Genomic DNA, 16,340 nt, shown 5'->3' on the forward strand with positions numbered 1-16,340 from the left:
TCCTACTTCCGGTTCCGGTCGGTGAATGGGCTATGGACGGTGGCGGGTAGTGCCGTCGGATCGGCGAGGGTTAGCGTGCCGTCCGCCAGGCCGGCCATCGTCAGGCTGCGGGCCTCGGCGAGAGCATCGGCCTGTGCACGCAGCAGGCGTTCTCGGTGTTCGGTCTCGGCCAGCAAAGCATCAAAGGTCACTACCTCGGCCGGGTCGAGGTCAGGGAGCTGGTAGTCCTCGATCCGACGAGCGGGGCGTACCGCGCCGGGGCTGCGGGCGGTGCCCCGGGCCGCGCCCAGCAGAGCAGCCAGGACGCGCGGGGTCAGCGGCCGGGCGGCCTCGAGCTCGACGCGGAGGATGCGTGCCGGGAAGGCGACCACCGAGAAGCCGTCATGGTCGACGTACAGACCGAGGCGAGGTGTAAGGGTGTAGACCACGTCGCCCGGCTCGGTGAGTGCCACTCGGTCATACTCGCTGGCCAGAACCAGCCGGTCGATGCGACGCACGCCGACGGGCCGCTCACCGACGATCTCCTCAGGGCCGAGTATGGCGTGGTGACCATCAGCCTTGCCAGTGAGGTGCCGATCATCGATGCGGTGGCCGGGTAGCCGGGTTACCCTGCGTTCGGCGATCAACTTGCCGAGGGTGGTGCGCCGGGGCAGTAGCCCCACGCGACGCAGTACGCCGCCCCGGTAGGGGCCCCGCTCGTTCTCGTACGTGCGGATGTCGGCCGTCGCACGCTCCAGGCGCGCTTCGGCCTCGGCGATCAAGGCCGGGCGCTCCTTGACTTTGTCGGACCAGATCGCGGCAGCGGGCGGCGCCGGCGGAGTCAGCGGACCGCCGAAGGTTCGCTCCAGGGCAGCGACGGGAACCGCACGGCCGTAGGCCGGATCGTGGCCGCCGAGTTCCCGGAAACCCTCTGCCCGCCAGAGGAGGACGTCCTCGGCGAGTCGCGTGCGCACACCTGCCGTGAGCTGCTCGGAGCTGATGTCGGCCAGTAAGACCTTGCCCTCTGCCTCGGGGACGGGGCCGCGGGTGAGCGTCCACAGGGCGGGACGGTAGCCGGGGCGGAAGGGCAGGACGCCGCCAGGGAGCGCAATGACGGACTCGATGACGTTGCCGCGCAGGAGGGCCGAGCGGAGCTGGGACGCCCCTGTGTCCTTGAGCTCGTCCACAAGCGCGTCGGCCGGTCCCAGGACAACGGCGGTGCAGCCAGGGCGGAGGAGGTCGGCGACTTGCTCGACCTCTGCCAGGGCGGCGATCACGGAGCGGTTTTCACCGGGTCGGTAGGGGAGCTGGGTGATAACGAGATCCGGGTCTGCGAGACGTTCCTCCAGATCCGGGCCAGTTTGGACGTCGAGGTCAAGTTCGCCGACCCCGGCGAGAAGAAGGCGGCGGCGAGTGATGCGGGCCAGCCGTGCGTCAGGGTCAGCGGCAAGGATGGTGATGTGCTCGCGGTCCTCCGTGTCGTCAAGGAGCGCAGCGAGCAGATCGCCGGCGCGCGCATGTGGGTCGGCGACGGTGAGAGATTCGCCTTGCTCCAGCCGGAGGCGAAGGTCGGTGAGCTGGCTGATCAGGCGGCGCAGTTCGGGGGCTACTGCGTCGGCGGCGAGGGAGTCCAGACCGAGCCGGGAGCGGGCTGCAAGCAGCCACTCATATGCGCCCCGCTCGTCGTAGGCGGCCTCGACAAGGTCCTCGGCGAGGCGCGCGAGCGGGGCCGCGGTGGCATCCAGGGCGCGCAGCTCCCGGAGGACGAAGTCATCCTCCACATCGATCCGCTCGGCGCGGCGCAGCAGAGCGGACCAAAGAGCGTCGTCCGCTTCCGTGCCGCCCTGCGGTTCGATCGCGGCGTCGGTCAGCGGCCTGCCGTCGAGCCGGCGCAGGCACAGCAGACTTCCCAGCGTCTCGACCAGCTGCCATGGCGTGAACCGCTCTCGCAGCGCCATGATGCCGAACAGAGCCACCTCAGAGCGGAGCTCCGCCGCCGCGGCGTTGCCCAACCCAGACTCGATCAACCACTCGGCCACCTCGGCGCCGTCGAACAGCGGCCGTCCTGAGTCCTCGGACACGGCGGCGGGGAAATCCGGGTGTCGGCGACGCCAGGTGGAGACCACGGGGCGCTTCACGCGAGCGAAAGCGGCGATATCGGACAGGGACACCAGCAGAGGTTCGTGAGTGCCTAGGCTCACGTTGAGCGGACCAGTGGTCATCAGGAGCACTCCCCCCTTCCCGCTCCAGTAAGCGCGGCTGTCCCAGTCGTCAGGTCGGTCCCCTTGGCGCGCCGAAGCTCGTTGCACCTCGCCCGATGCCACAGAACGATACGACGGTTGCCAGTCCGCATGCGCTGTGTTCTTGATAAGCCGGGTTATCGATAACACACAGCCCACAGGACCACCCCGTGGAAAGAGAATCATGCGCCAGAGCCGAGGAGGCACCTGACCACATGACCAAATGACGAGGGCATGACCGCCCTCGTCATTAGGGTGCCTCCCGGGGATACGCGGTGACTGCCGAGACAGGGGGCACGTAATGGGTGAGTTGGCCAACGCGGTGGCGCGGCTTGAAGAGCAGGTCGAGGACGTCCGCGAGCTGCGGAAGATCGTCGAGCGCTTTGACATGGAGATCGCGGCACGCATGGAGGAGATCGAGACGATCGGCGGCGCCATCCTCGATCTCCACGGCGATCTCGACAACCAGATCGCCGAGTACGACTACATGGCCGTTGAACAGTCCGCCGCATCCCTGCGAGGACTGGTGAACCCGGCGGAGGTCCTTCCCGCGATCGATACCGTCTGCCTGCTCACCACACTGCGCGACGACGAAGCCGTTCCTGATCTCACTCTGCCGCTGTCGGCGTTCGAGAACAGTGACGCCGGTGAGTATCCCCGCCTCACGCAGGATGATCTGGACCGCGAGTTCAAGGCCGTCCTGGCACGAGCGGATCAGCGCTGGGAAGAGATCTGGGGCGACGACACCTGGGAGGATCCGAACGAACGAGAGTCCCACCGGGCCGAGCATCGCGCCGATGCTGAGCGGGAAGCGATCAAGGACCGTGCCCGCCGGGCGGCTGCCCATATCGAGGAACTCGTCGACTACATCGGTGACACGCTGTGGCCCGACCTCGTCGAGGCAGTGGAAGCCGGCGACCGCGAGCGCGCTGTCCGAGCGCTGTCGGCTGCGTGGGCCGCGGCACGTGAGACTGAGCCCGCCTACAAGCTGTACGAGGTCAACCTCTCAGCGCAGTACGAGTCGTCGCCGATGTCTCTCGGGGCCATGGGCGAGTATGTGAGCGACTTCGAGACATGGTTGAGGGCGCCCAAGGCTGAGTGATCAGCGCAAGATGCGTCTGACTTCCCCAACCCTGGAGACCGGCCCGGCCAGCTCAGCACCAGGGGCCTCCCCCCAGCCCCAGACTGCGACCCACAGTGCCTGACATGGCCGATCGCCGACGGGAGTAGCCGAATCCGGTTCGTGAGCGGGAGCAGAGCCGTTGCCTGACGGTGTCCGTGGCATTTTCGGCCACACACCGGCGGCGGCCGGATGCGCCGCGTAATCTCGCAGGCATGGAGGCACCCGCGCCCGGCGCAGCGCAAAACGCCGCAACGCAGGCTGTCCAGTACGAAGCGCGCCGCCGGCTGGACGCCTACACCTACCTCAGCGCCCCCGAGCGGCTGGAGCACCTGGCGATCATGCGGGTCTTCTGCGGGACCCTGCTGGCGGACCTGGCCGTCCCGGACATCCTGGCGAAGCTGCGCCAGGCCGGGGGCCCTGCCGCCGGGCTCGACGCCGACACCCTCACCGTCCGGCTCGAACAGCTGGTGAAGTGGGGCAACCTGCTGCGCAGCAGCCACACGGTCAAGGCGTCCAGCATCAGCGAGTACCAGCGGTCCCGTACCCGCTATCAGCTGTCGAAGTTGGGCGAGCGCATCCAGCGGGACGCCGATGGCGTCCTGGCCGAGGCGGACGCCGCCCGGGAGGTGAGCAACGAGCTGCTCGCCCTGGTCGAGCGCGGGCTCAGGGAGCTGGTCGGGCACGTGACCGCGCCCGGCGGCATCGAACCGCAGGACGGGCTGGAGCGGGTCAGCACGCTGTTCGTGCAGTTCACCGAGTTCGCGGATTCCATCCGGGACTTCTACGCCTACCTTGGCCAGGTTCTGGCCCGGTACGACCTGGACAGCACCGAGTACCAGGGCTTCAAGGAGCTGCTCCTCGACTACGTCGAGGCGATCACTGAAGACGTGGCGTTCCGCGCGCCCCGGATCTCGGCGGCACTGGAAAAGCTGTGGCCGCACATCCCGGATCTGCTCGCCCGGCTGGACGCCCACGCACAGGGGCTCACCGGCCTGTCACCGCAGAGCGACGGCCGCCTGGAGACACGGGTGCAGCGCAGCCGGGGGCGCGAGTTCGCGGACTGGGAGGGCCTGCGCGGCTGGTTCAGCGACACCGACGGGCAGGGCAGCCAGGTCGATCAACTGCGGGACGCCACCCTGCGCGCGTTGCAGTCGCTACTCGCCAACGCCAAGCGGATGCTGCGGTCTGCCACCGGGGAGATGTCCCGGCGCAAGGATCTGCTACGGCTGGCCCGGTGGTTCGAGGAAGCGGCGCCGCAGGATGCGCACGACATCGCCGTCGCCGCCTTCGGGCTGTACGGCGCCCGTCATCTGGGCATACCCCCGGCCCCCGACGAGGTGGTGCCCGCCTACACGAGCTGGTGGACCGGGCCGGTGGTTGAAGTGCCGGTGGCGCTGCGGGAAAGGGGCAGCCGCGCCCAGCGGGGCCGTACCGCCACGGTGGAGGACCACTCCGCGCAGAAGCAGCGGCTGCGGGAGGCAGCCCGTGAGCGAGCCGCGGCCAGGGCAGCGGCGGCGGACGAACTGCGCAGTGCCTCAGGCCGGTTCGCCGAGGTGCGTCTCACCTCTGCAGCGCTCGGTCTGCTCCTGGAGCTGCTGGCCACCGCACTCGGGAACGCGCAGCTGAGGCATCGCGCCGACACGGACGGGGAGGGCGCGACCGAATTCGATCTCGACCAGGCGCACAGCGAGGACGCCGAGCTGGGCATCCGGCTCACCGTGCGACGCACGGCGGGCGCCCGGTGCGTCCTGCACTCGGCCGACGGCGACCTGCTGCTGGAAGACCTTGAACTGGACGTCGGCCGTACCTCCCCCGGCGCTACCGACAGCGACGCGGAGGTGAACGTGTCATGACCCTCCCTTCGACACACGACGTCGCCCTGGCCGCCGAGCGCCGCAGCGCCGCCCGACTGCTGCTCGCCCATCCGCTGGTCACCGCGGACGGCCCGCACGCCGACCTCTTCCCACTGATCCGCAGGCATGCGGACTGGCTGGGCAAACGGTTCCAGCAGGTTCTCGGCTACCGCCTGCTGGTCGACAGCTCCTACGCCCGGCTGTTCAAGACGGGGCTGGGAGCAGGCGCGGGCCACCGGCTGGAGCGCTCCACCGGCACCCCGTTCACCCCACACACGTACGCCTGCCTCGCACTGGCCCTGTCCGTGCTGGTGACCGCACCCGAACAACTGCTGCTGTCGCAGCTGGCGGCCGACATCAGGGCAGCCGCGGCCGACGCGGAGATCGAGCTGGAGGAGACAGGCAGGGCGGCGGGGAAACGGACCCTGGTAGCGGCTCTGCGCTTGCTGGTCGAGTGGGGCGTCCTCATCGAGACCGAGGGGCATGTGGCCGCCCTCGCACAGGATGCGGGTGGAGAGGCCCTGATCACAGTGGACCGCGAGCTGGCCCGCGTCGTCGTCGCCGGCCCGCTCGCCCAGGCCCATGACGGCGCCGACCTGGTCCGGCGGGCAGCAGACCCCGGATTCGGCGGACCTCGCACTTATGTGCGCCGGATGCTCGTCGAGACACCCGTCGTCTACCTCGACGAGCTGACCGACGCCGAGCGCGACTGGTTGCGCACCCGGCAGCGCCGCGAAGCGCAGGCGTTCTCCGAACTTCTGGGCCTGGAGATGGAGATCCGCGCCGAGGGGGTGGCGCTGGCGGATCCCGAGGACGAACTGACGGATCTGCACCTGCCGGGCACGGGGACGGTCGCCCAGGCCGCGCTGTTGCTGGTGGAACGGCTCGTGGAGCGGCTTCGGCCGCAGGAGCCCGGACACCCGGCGACCGGAGGGACGCTCGTCATCGGCGTAGCCGTCCCGGACGGCCTGGTGGACGAGCTGCTGGCCGGACTGGTCGCCGAATACGGACAGCGCAGCAACTGGCAGCGTGGCTACCTGGAGGAAATACCCGCCCTGCGCGAGGCCGTGCTGGACCTTTTGGCCCGCATGCGGTTGCTGGCCCGGACCCGGCGGCTGCGCGCCGAGGGGGAGGGACTGCCGGAGGGATACGTCGAAGAGGCGCCGGAGGGGCGCACCGTGACCGATGTCCGCGGGGCACGTCCGGGCGGTGACGGCTGGGTGCTGCTGGCCGCGGCGGCACGTTACGCCACCCACGTGACCGTGCGCCCGGCCACCGCAGTCGGCAAGAGCACTGACGTTCAGGAGGAGTTGCCGCTGTGACCACCGATGCGCGTGGCCTCGTCCCGCTGCCGCGTTCCGGCCCCGCCACGACCGCCGGCACCCGCTTCCGGCTGCACCGCGCAGGCATCCAGAACGTCTGGCAGTACGACGAGCAGGAGTTCGCCTTCGGCGACGGACGGCTGCTGCTGCGCGGCAAGAACGGCGCGGGCAAGTCCAAGGCCCTGGAAATGCTGCTCCCGTACCTGCTGGACGGTGACTCACGGGCACTGGACGCGACGGGCACCGGCCGGACCACGCTCGCGTGGCTGATGCTGGACGGGTTCGAGCAGACCAACCGTCTCGGCTACCTGTGGGTGGAATTCCGGGGCGCGACCGAGGGCGGCGACCATCGCCACCTCACCCTCGGCGCCGCCATCCGCGCCTCAAGGTCGACGCAGAAGGCGCTGCCCACGTTCTTCGTCACCCCGCTGCGCGTCGGTAAGGACCTGACCCTGGTCGAGGGCGGAAGGCCCCTGCCGGTCGACCGGCTCAAGGAGATCGTCGGTGCCGACAACGTCACCGACCGCGCGGTCGTCCACCGCTCGCGGGTGGCCCGGGAACTGTTCGGCATCACCGACGCGACCCGTTACCGCAACCTCACCCAGCTCCTCCACCGGCTGCGGCGGCCCACGGTCGGGGACCGGATCGAGCACGGTGGACTGGCCTCCCTGCTGAGCGAGACCCTGCCGGGCCTCGACGAGGACGTCGTCGAGAAGGTCGCGCGCAACCTCCACGATCTCGACGCCGTACGCGACGAGCTCGGCCGCCTGGAGCGCACGGATACGGCGCTGCGCACGTTCCTCACCGATTACCGCACATACCTGATGGGAGTCCTGCGCACCTCCGCGCAGGCGGTGAGCCGGGAATTGGGCGTCCTTGCCCAACGACGCCGGGCGGCCGGAGACTCCGCACAGCGGACCAGCGAGCTGAAGGCGCAGGAGGAGGAGTCGGAAGCCCGGCTGGAAACCCTGTGCGAAGAGGAAGAAGCCGCCCGGACCGACCTCGCCGCCCTGCACGCCAGCCACGCCTACCGCAGCCTGCGCGAACTGTCGGAACGCCGCAGCACGGTCGAGGCGCTGTACACCGCTGCCGTGGCCGCCTTCACCGCCCTCAGCAACGCACACGGCGCGGAGGAGGGTGCGGCCGAGCGGCTGGCCGGCGGTGTCGAACACCTCGGAAGCCGGCTCGCCGAACTGGGCACCGAACACCGGGAGCTGCTGACGCAGGCGGAGAAGGCCGGGCTTTCCCCCGGCCATCTCGGCGAGGCGGTCGCTCTGCCCCGCACGGTCCGCTCCCAGGCCGGCGAGACCGAGCTGACCGCTCCGGACGGGGAGAGGCACACCGTGCAGCACCGGTCGGCCGTCCGCCTGGACACGACGGTGGTGCAGGACGGACTGCTGTCCTGGCAAGGGCAGCTGGACGACGCCGAGACGGTCGTGAAGAACCGGACCCGGATGGTCCAGGAGGTGACGCGCCTCACCGCGCAGGCCGAGAAGGCCCGAAACCGGGCGGAGCAGGCCGACACCGAGCGGGAACGGCTGGAGGGCGAGGCGGAAGAGGCCGCTGGCCGTCTCGACGTCGGCCGCGAGAAGGTCGCCGAGGAGAGCGGTGCCTATGCCCGCCGGGTCGCCGAGTGGGTCACCCGCACGCGGGCCGCCGTCGGGTCCGACTGCCCGCCGCTGGATGCCGTCCACACCACGGTCGCCTACGACAGCTCCCCCGACGCCCCGTTCGTGGACCGCACGCTCCCGCCCGACACCGACAGCCAGGCGTGGCAGGCCGCCCATGCCGCACTGGAGCCGTACAGCGAGGAACTCACCAGACGCCGCGACGCCCTCGCACTCACCGTAGGCCGACTCGATGAGGAAGTCGGCCGCCTGGCGAGTCAGAAGCGTGACTGGGAGCAACGTACAGATCCCGAACCGCCGGTCCCCCACCACCGCGTCGCCGAAAGGACACCGGGCACCGGAGCGCCGTTCTACCGGCTGGTGGACTTCACGGATGATCTGAGCCCCGCGCGTCGGACCGGTCTGGAAGCAGCGCTTGAGGCCAGCGGAATCCTGGACGCGTGGGTCGGCGCGGACGGTGCTCTTGTCGATCCCGGCACCCGTGACACTCTGCTGCGTCCCGGCCCCGCGCTGCCGGATGGGCCGACCCTCGCTTCGGCCTTGCGCCCAGCGCCGCAACCGGGGTGTGGAGTCACGTCCGCCCAGGTGGAACACCTGCTGACCGCCATCGCGCTCGCACCGGCCGAGGAAACGACCGCTCATGACGCCGTGTACTACGACGGAAGCTGGCGTCTGGGCATCCTCAGCGGCCGGCACCACAAGAGTGACGCCGAGTACGTGGGAGCCGCTGTACGCGCCGAGACCCGGCGGCGCATCCTCGCGGAGCTGGAACAGCGGCTCACGCAGACGGAGCAGCGGCTGGCCGACGCCCGTCACGAACTCACCGAGGCCGACGCCCGGCGTCGGGCCCTCAGACTCGCGGAGCAGGACTTCCCCCGGGCACGCGGTCTCGCCGATGCTTGGAGCAGAGCCGAGTCGGACGAGAGGACACTGCGTGACCTGACCACCAAGGCGACCCGCGCGGCACGGCTGGCCGAGGAAGCCCGCGCTCTCGCCGTAACCGCACGCGCCGAGGCAGACGCCACCGCCACCGCCCACGACCTGCCCAGCGACCCCGCCGAGCTGGAACGCGTACGCACCGCGCTGGCTGCCCTTCTCACCGGCATCGGGCATCTTCGCCGAGCGATCGGCAGCACGGGCGAGCGGCTCGGCACCCATCACGCCGATGCCGAGCAGTACGAACGCGCCCGTGCAGAACGCCTGGCTGCGGAGGAGAACTACCGGCTTCGCCTCACCGGGCTGCGTACCGCGCAACAGGACCTGCGTGCCCGCGAGGAGGCCATCGGGGCGACCGCAGAAGAGATCCTCACCCGCGAGCAGGAAGCCAGACAGCGCATCGCGCACGCCGCCGAGGCCCTCCCGGCAGCACAACGTATCCGGAACGATCTGCACGACCGGCGCGTGCGCGCGGAAGAAGAGGAGAAGCGCCTGCGCGAGGACCTGGCCGCCCAGGAGACGGCGGTCATCGCAACCGGCGGCGCCCTTCGCGGCGCACTCGGCCGGCCGGAGGTGGTGCGCGGCGCCGGGCTGGACCGGTCCGCACTGCCCGAGAACGTGGTGGACGATCCCGGCTCGGACGTCCGCAGCCGTCTGCGCGCGCTACAGGCACTGGCCGACGCGATACAGCAGTCCCTCGCCCGTCCGAAAGGCGACGTGTCGGACAGCACCCTGCTCAACCGGCACACCGAACTGCGCGACCAGCTGGCCGGCGGCTACGACGCGCAACTGGAGGAACGCGACGGGATCAAGGTGTGCCGCCTGATCGACGACCACGGTTCCCACGACGTCGCGGCCGTGGGCGAGCGGATCGCTGTCCAGGCGGCAGAGGCCCGGGGACGGCTCACCGAGCGCGAACGTGAGGTGTTCCAGCGGTTCCTGACCGGCGAGCTCGGCGACCATCTCTCGGCCCAGGTCATCACCGCGGCGCACCTGGTGGCGGCTCTCAATAACACCTTGCGGACCGTACGCACCTCCCACGGTCTCGGCGTGGAACTGCTGTGGAAGCTGGACGAGGACGTCGACGCGGACGTGCGGGCGGCTGTCGAGCTGCTGCGCAGTCCGTCGAGCCTGCGCACGCGTGAGCAGACCGAGCAGCTCCGCGAGGTGCTGCAACGCCGGATCGAGGATGCGCGACGGGCCGATCCGTCAGCCGGTTACGCTGCCCACCTGCGGACCGCCCTCGACTACCGCGACTGGTTCCGCTTCCACACTTTCGTGGTCGAGGACGCCGCTCCGGGACGGCGGCGGAAACTGACCGGCCGCACCGGGCTCAGCCAGGGCGAGCAGCGAGTGCTCTCCTACCTCGTGCTCTTCGCCGCAGCCGCCGCCCACTTCACCAGCCTCGCCGAGTCGGCACCCGACGCTCCGCGGCTGATCCTGCTCGACGACGCCTTCGCCAAGGTCGACGAACCCACCCACGGGAGGCTGGGGCGGATCCTCGTCGATCTCGATCTCGACTTCGTCCTCACCAGTGAACGACTCATGGGCAACTGGCCGGAGGTGCCGTCCCTGCACATCTACGAGTGCCTCCGCGATCCCCATGTGCGCGGGGTGGCCACCCTGCACTACACCTGGAACGGTCGGCACCGGCGTCTGGTGTCCGTATGAGCAAGCTGCCCGCGGCGACACGGGACTGGCTGGCCGGTCCCGGGCTGACCAGGCTCTGGGAAGTGGTACGCAAGCGCCTGGAAAGCAATGGCGTGCAGGCCACCGGTTCCCTCCGGCTGACCTCGGTGAGCACCCAGGAACGCAACGACCTGGCGCTCCTGCTGGGCAAACCTGTCACACGTGCTGACGTGACTGTGCGCCTCGATGCGCTCGACACGCGGCTGCGCGCCTCGGCGGCCGGACTCGGGCTCAGGGACGTCTTGGAGGAACTCGGCCCTCCGCTCACCGACCGCCGTGCCGTCCGCGCGGGTATCGCGGCACGGCGCGAGCAGGTCTGGTCGTCGCTCGCCTCGGCGCTGGACGCCTCTCCGCTCGCCGGACAGGACTGGACCGGGCAGTGGTACGACCTGCTGCGCCGCACCGGCGTACCGAGAGGAGTCACACCCGAAACAGCGGTACGCACGCTTCAGCAGGCAGTGCAGGTCCTCACCGTACTGCTCGGCCCGGAACGGGGTGGCGCCCGAGGCCGAGGAGAACTCGCCGCCCTGGCGACCGGGTCCGCACACGGCCTGGACGACGGCACCTGGCTCGCACGCCTCGTCCAACGAGGCATCGCTCTCGCCCACGGCACCGAGTTTCCCGGCGACGCGGCCGGCCGGCGCGCACTTTGGCGGTTGGTGTCTGTCACACCGGACGAGGTCTCCAGCACAGTGCTGACGTACGGGCTGCGGCCCGTCGGTGAGGGCTGGCGGGAGCAGGCCCTGAGGCAGCGGGCCGACCATCACGCCGAAGCTCACCTCACGCCGCGCGATCTGCACGACCTGCAGCCGCAACTGCCTGCCGGGATAGTGATCCACATCTGTGAGAATCCGCGCGTGGTGGAGGCTGCTGCGGACGCTGGTTGCGTCCGGCCCGTGGTGTGTACCTCCGGCAGCGCCGCCACGGTGGTCATCACCCTCCTCGATGCCCTCGCCGCCACCGGCTGCCGCTTCGCGTACCACGGCGACTTTGACTGGCCGGGCATCGCTCTCGCGAACCGGATCATCCTCCGTTACGAAGCCCAGCCATGGCGCATGGGCGCCGAGGACTACGAGCATCTGGCCGCTCGCAGCCAAGCCGAGGGAATCCCGCAGCTGCCGCTCGACGGCCAGCCCGTCAGCGCCGCCTGGGACCCGGGTCTCGCCCCTGCGATGACCGCTCTCGGGCTCGCACTCCATGAGGAGGTCACCCTCGACCTTCTGGTGGACGACCTCTCCGGTCGGACGTAGGAAGGCTTCGGGACGCGCGGCAGTTACTCAAGTCACCGCACCTGTCCGTGGAGCCGCTTGGGAGCCGGCCTTCGAAAAGCATCCAGGCCGCATGAGAACAACCGGACCTCGTCCAATCCCAAGAAACCGACTGCCCAAGTGGCTCACCTGCGCATAGGCTCTGGGCGCCCGATCTGACATTGCTGGGCGCATGAGGGGGAGCTTATGGATCATCTCTTCGCCGTTGCGGGCCGGTCGGCAACACCAATCTCACCAACAGGGCTAGCCGCAGAGGGGCTCCTCGAACGGCAACACCTACAGGAATGGGTGATCGACAACCCTCAGGTCTTGGGCGATTCGGTACTCGTGATCACCGCCGAGTTCGACCGGTGGGCCGACACTGACGGTGTGCCGGCACGGGACCGACTGGACGTCCTCGGGCTGGACGCCACCGGCCGTCTCGTGGTTGTCGAGCTGAAGCGGGGAACGGCCGACCGGGATGTACATCTCCAGGCGATCACCTACGCTGCCCTCGTGTCCCGGTTCGACCTCGACACCTTGGCACAGGCACACCGCGACTTCCTGACCGGCAGGGGTCAGGCAGTCGAATTCGACGCGTGCAGGCAGCGTCTCCTCGACCATGTGGACGGGGACTGGAGTCCGGAACTGCTCCAGCGCCCCCGGCAGGTGATCATCGCTGCTGACTTCCCCAAGCAGGTGACTCACACCGTGGTGTGGCTGTCGGAGATGAACCTTGACATCGACCTCGTCCAGGTAGGTCTGTGGAAGGTGGAAGGCCACCTCGTCGTCGGCTTCACCAAGGTCTATCCGACACCGGAAGTGGAGGAGTTCACCCTCGCTCCTGCCCGGGTCGAGGCCAAGGCCGCCGCCAAAAAACTGGAAGAGCGCTCCCGGGCCCGCAACGCCGCTCACGTTCTCGTCGCCGCTGGCCTGTTGCCGGACGGGACAAGACTGCGGTTGACGCCGAGGCACGGCGCTCCCCAATCCATCCGTGAGGCCATCGTTGCCTGGGTGGGCGAAGATGATGAACGCGCAACGGCCGTCTGGAACAACAACACCGCCAAACCCCTGACCTGGGGTGCAGACGGCATGCCGTACACGCCGACCGGACTCGCCAACCACATCTTCAAGAGCGTGACCGGCCGGACACCTGACGGGATACAGGGGACGACCTGGTGGGACGTCGACACCACCGACGTCCCGAACACGGTCGATCCCGATGAATGGGCGGCGTTGGCAGGGTCAAGCCTCGCGGACCTGGCCAAGCAGCTCAGTGGCGCCCGCAAGGACTGGACGATTCTCCACACCCTGCTGAGTGCCATCCCGTCCGGGCGATGGACGACCTACGGTGACGTGGCATCCGTCATCGGCAGCCACGCCGTTCCCGTCGGCACCCACCTGGCCACCTGCGACCAGTGCCCCAACGCGTGGCGGGTCCTCACTGCGTCCGGTCGCGTCAGCGCAGGATTCCAGTGGACCGATCCGTCCCGCACGGACGCACCCGCGGATGTCCTGGTGGGCGAGGGTGTCCGATTCGACGGTGGAGCTGCCGTCCCGGAAGCCCGCCTTTCGGTTGAGGTGCTCCGGAGTCTGCTCGACGGCTGACTGCGGTTCCTTCTAACACAGCTCGGGGAAGACCGTGAAGCGATCGGCTACGTCAGACGAAGGCTACTGATGCGAGGGGGACATGAATCCGTTCGAACTGCGCCGTTTGGAACAGCAGCTCCGCGAAGCGCTGCAAGACACCACCCTGAGTTGGGTGCTCGACGATGTCGACGCGGCAATCGCCGCAGGAGTACCTGAGGAGAAGATCCTCCGCCGACGCCAGCAGCGCCGCGGCGATGACTCCCCTGCCACGAGTCCGGCGGCGGCAGCGGCTCGATACGAGGTCGTGGACCGCAGCATGCTTGGCCTCGGAGAGTACGAGTCCTCCCGCAAGGGAGGGACACTGGTCATCGCCACGCGAGCCATGACAGACGAAGAACGTGTGCAGCTCCTCCTCGATGCGGTAAAGCGCGTACTCGTCGACCTGCCTGAAATGGAACTGGAGGTGCTGAAGACGCTCCGGTCCGAGCCCGAGGGCGACGCCGGCAGCCGGAGCATGGTTGAGGGTGTCGTATTCGAGCCGGACGAAAGCACTCGATCGCGCCGCAGCCGAACTGAGTTCCGGGGAGATCGGGTCCCAACTGAGCAACGTACACGCGTCAGTCAACTACTGGCCGAAGTGACGAGGGAGGTAGCCAGTTGAGCACGGTCGATCACCTGGTCAACGAGATCAAGAGCCTGCTGGCTGCGGGGACGGTGTCGTACGACTCCGCTTCGAAGCCGTCCGACGTCTACGAGGGCTTCATCTTCTCCCTGATCGTCGCGACCGCGAGTCGGCATGGCGCCACTGTCACCTACGAAGACGTCTACGGGGCGAAGGCCAGCAACCTCGTCTTCCGTACCGGGCCTGGTCACCTGTACAGCAACAGCCAGCCCTTCACCCACGCCGTGATCGAGTTCGACGGCGCTCCCGCCCTTGAAGTCCACCTCGGCGTCTACGTGACCGGCTCGTCGGGCGTCCTGCATGAGTGCGACGTGCTGGTGCTACCAGCCGAGGAAGCCGCTCTGAGCCGAGCGCAGGGCATCGCACCACGGGGCAGTCAGAGCGTCCTCATCGTCGAGTGCAAGTACTACGTCTCCAACCTCGGCATCGGCCTTGCGCGGAACTTCGAGGGACTGCGCGCCGACATCCGCACCCAGAACGAACTCTTCGTCGCCAACACCAGATCGTCGAGCATCGTGCGGTACCTCGATGCCCGAAAGAGAGGCTTCGAGCCCGACGTGGTACCCCACTCACCGCAGGCAGGCTATCTCCAGGCGGAGATCAGGAAGACCTTCAAGAGTTACCTGAGCAAGCACGCTCCTTCGACGGTGATCTGAGCCCCCTGGAAGAGCGTCGCGCACACCAGATCCGGCGCCAGGCCAATACGGCGGGACAGGCAGCCTCAGCTACTGCGGCTGGGAGCCATCTGGGAGCCAACCCGCTCCCCGAGCCCCTTCCAGGCCACGCCACACCAACCAAGCCCACCCATCTGACCTGCGGAAACATCATCGAAGCTGGCAGCCTCACCAACCGAACCTCATTCGGGACGAAGAGGTCGTGGGTTCAAATCCCGCCACCCCGACAGAGAAGTACCAGGTGAGGCACCTACTCAATTGAGTAGGTGCCTCACCTGTTTCGTCTGCGTGTCTATCTGCGTGACTACCGGTTCCCGCGTGTCTACGACCGTTGCGGATCAGCGCCGAAGATCCCGTCCATGACCACGGTGCCGGTCCGGATCACGGGTCGGATCTGCTTCCGGTAGACCTCCTCGGTCACGGCCGTCCCGGAGTGTCCGACGAGCCGGGAGGTCACTCCAGCGGGACGCCGCGGTCGGACAGCAGGGACACGAAGCTGTGCCGGAGCTCCCGGGGCGTCCACTCGAACGCCTAAAGCGGGTGTCGCAGGTTCGAATCCTGCAGGGGGCACCAGGGCAAAGGCCCCTGGAATCCGCCCACGGTCCGGGGCCTTTGACGTCTACGGGGGCGATCACCCACGGTCGGGCGCCTCTTCCTGGGCAGCCCGTACCCAGCATGGCGTACCCCCTCGTGCATCGGCGCTGGATGCATGGTGACGTTGGGACTGCATTGGTGGCAGTAAGTCACTGATTCACAGCCCAGCGTGAGAGAGGGAATCCTGCCCATGCCTCCGATCCCACTGAAACCTGGCGTCTACAAGCTTCACGCCCACATCGTTGGCCCGAGCTCCTTGGTGACTGCCACCGAGTACGCCGTGAAGTACGGCGCCCCCGTCATCACCGACCGCCTCAATCCCCTCCCGATCGAACAGGAGTGGGTCATCGAGCCCGTCGAGCCCGAGCCGGGAGCGCCCTACATGATTCGCCTCGCCGCCCACGAGATCGCGGGGCTGGTGATCGCCGAGGACAAACTCTGGGTCAACAGCGTCCCCAGCAGCGAGCGGGCGAGGTTCACCTTCGAGCCGGTTCTCGGCGGCGTCAAGATCCTCTCGGAGAAGGGCCTCGCCTGGTCCGCTAGCCACCGCGGCGCGCAAATCGAACTCACCCCACCTAAGCCGGAGTTCCAGCAGACGTGGACCCTGGAATTCGTGCGCCCGACCGACGAGTAGCACGGGAAGGCCTGGTGCGACCGGCGTTGGTGCCAGCCGACCCTGGGCCATCTCTGGGCGGCCGGTGCCACTACTCAAATCCTTCGAACCGCCATAGGGAACGGTGAGTGTCTGACTGCGTGACAACGCCGATGGGCAGCGACGGACGA

At 68.8% G+C, this 16,340-nt stretch carries 10 protein-coding genes and 1 pseudogene; 9 read left to right on the top strand and 2 right to left on the bottom strand.

Going from position 1 to position 16,340, the window contains the following annotated elements; translation table 11 throughout:
- Window positions 1-2: 2 nt before the first annotated feature.
- The gene (locus IE177_RS21690) at window positions 3-2,201 is read right to left on the bottom strand and encodes an N-6 DNA methylase family protein (protein WP_190017025.1); all 2,199 of its coding nucleotides are present in this window, start codon (window positions 2,199-2,201) and stop codon (window positions 3-5) included.
- A gap of 319 nt (window positions 2,202-2,520) precedes the next feature.
- Here IE177_RS21690 and IE177_RS21695 point away from each other — a divergent pair, with 319 nt between their 5' ends.
- The 8 genes from IE177_RS21695 (at window position 2,521) to IE177_RS21730 (ending at window position 14,945) form a co-directional block, all read left to right on the top strand.
- The gene (locus tag IE177_RS21695; protein ID WP_190017026.1) at window positions 2,521-3,321 is read left to right on the top strand and encodes a hypothetical protein; all 801 of its coding nucleotides are present in this window, start codon (window positions 2,521-2,523) and stop codon (window positions 3,319-3,321) included.
- A 233-nt stretch (window positions 3,322-3,554) separates the two neighbouring features.
- Window positions 3,555-5,195 (top strand): TIGR02677 family protein, encoded by a 1,641-nt coding sequence (locus tag IE177_RS21700; RefSeq protein ID WP_190017027.1) that lies wholly within the window; start codon window positions 3,555-3,557, stop codon window positions 5,193-5,195.
- A complete protein-coding gene (locus IE177_RS21705; RefSeq protein ID WP_190017028.1) occupies window positions 5,192-6,517 on the top strand; it encodes a TIGR02678 family protein in 1,326 nt (441 codons plus the stop codon). The genes IE177_RS21700 and IE177_RS21705 overlap by 4 nt, the downstream gene beginning before the upstream one ends.
- Window positions 6,514-10,752 (top strand): TIGR02680 family protein, encoded by a 4,239-nt coding sequence (locus tag IE177_RS21710; protein WP_190017029.1) that lies wholly within the window; start codon window positions 6,514-6,516, stop codon window positions 10,750-10,752. The genes IE177_RS21705 and IE177_RS21710 overlap by 4 nt, the downstream gene beginning before the upstream one ends.
- Window positions 10,749-12,020: a TIGR02679 family protein gene (locus IE177_RS21715; RefSeq protein ID WP_190017030.1), complete on the top strand. Its 1,272-nt coding sequence runs from the start codon at window positions 10,749-10,751 to the stop codon at window positions 12,018-12,020. The genes IE177_RS21710 and IE177_RS21715 overlap by 4 nt, the downstream gene beginning before the upstream one ends.
- A 204-nt stretch (window positions 12,021-12,224) precedes the next feature.
- Window positions 12,225-13,625, top strand: a complete 1,401-nt coding sequence (locus IE177_RS21720; protein ID WP_190017031.1) for an MGMT family protein — start codon at window positions 12,225-12,227, stop codon at window positions 13,623-13,625.
- Between the two features lie 82 nt (window positions 13,626-13,707).
- The gene (locus IE177_RS21725; protein WP_143665466.1) at window positions 13,708-14,268 is read left to right on the top strand and encodes a hypothetical protein; all 561 of its coding nucleotides are present in this window, start codon (window positions 13,708-13,710) and stop codon (window positions 14,266-14,268) included.
- A complete protein-coding gene (locus tag IE177_RS21730) occupies window positions 14,265-14,945 on the top strand; it encodes a hypothetical protein (protein ID WP_190017032.1) in 681 nt (226 codons plus the stop codon). The genes IE177_RS21725 and IE177_RS21730 overlap by 4 nt, the downstream gene beginning before the upstream one ends.
- A gap of 340 nt (window positions 14,946-15,285) precedes the next feature.
- On the opposite strand, the pseudogene IE177_RS35120 reads toward IE177_RS21730, so the two are convergent.
- Window positions 15,286-15,494, bottom strand: a pseudogene (locus IE177_RS35120) (site-specific integrase); the annotation flags it as partial.
- Between the two features lie 322 nt (window positions 15,495-15,816).
- Here IE177_RS35120 and IE177_RS21735 point away from each other — a divergent pair.
- A complete protein-coding gene (locus IE177_RS21735) occupies window positions 15,817-16,191 on the top strand; it encodes a hypothetical protein (RefSeq protein WP_229816201.1) in 375 nt (124 codons plus the stop codon).
- Window positions 16,192-16,340 lie beyond the last annotated feature (149 nt).

Source organism: Streptomyces lucensis JCM 4490 (assembly GCF_014650035.1).
Taxonomy (GTDB): Bacteria; Actinomycetota; Actinomycetes; order Streptomycetales; family Streptomycetaceae; genus Streptomyces; species Streptomyces lucensis.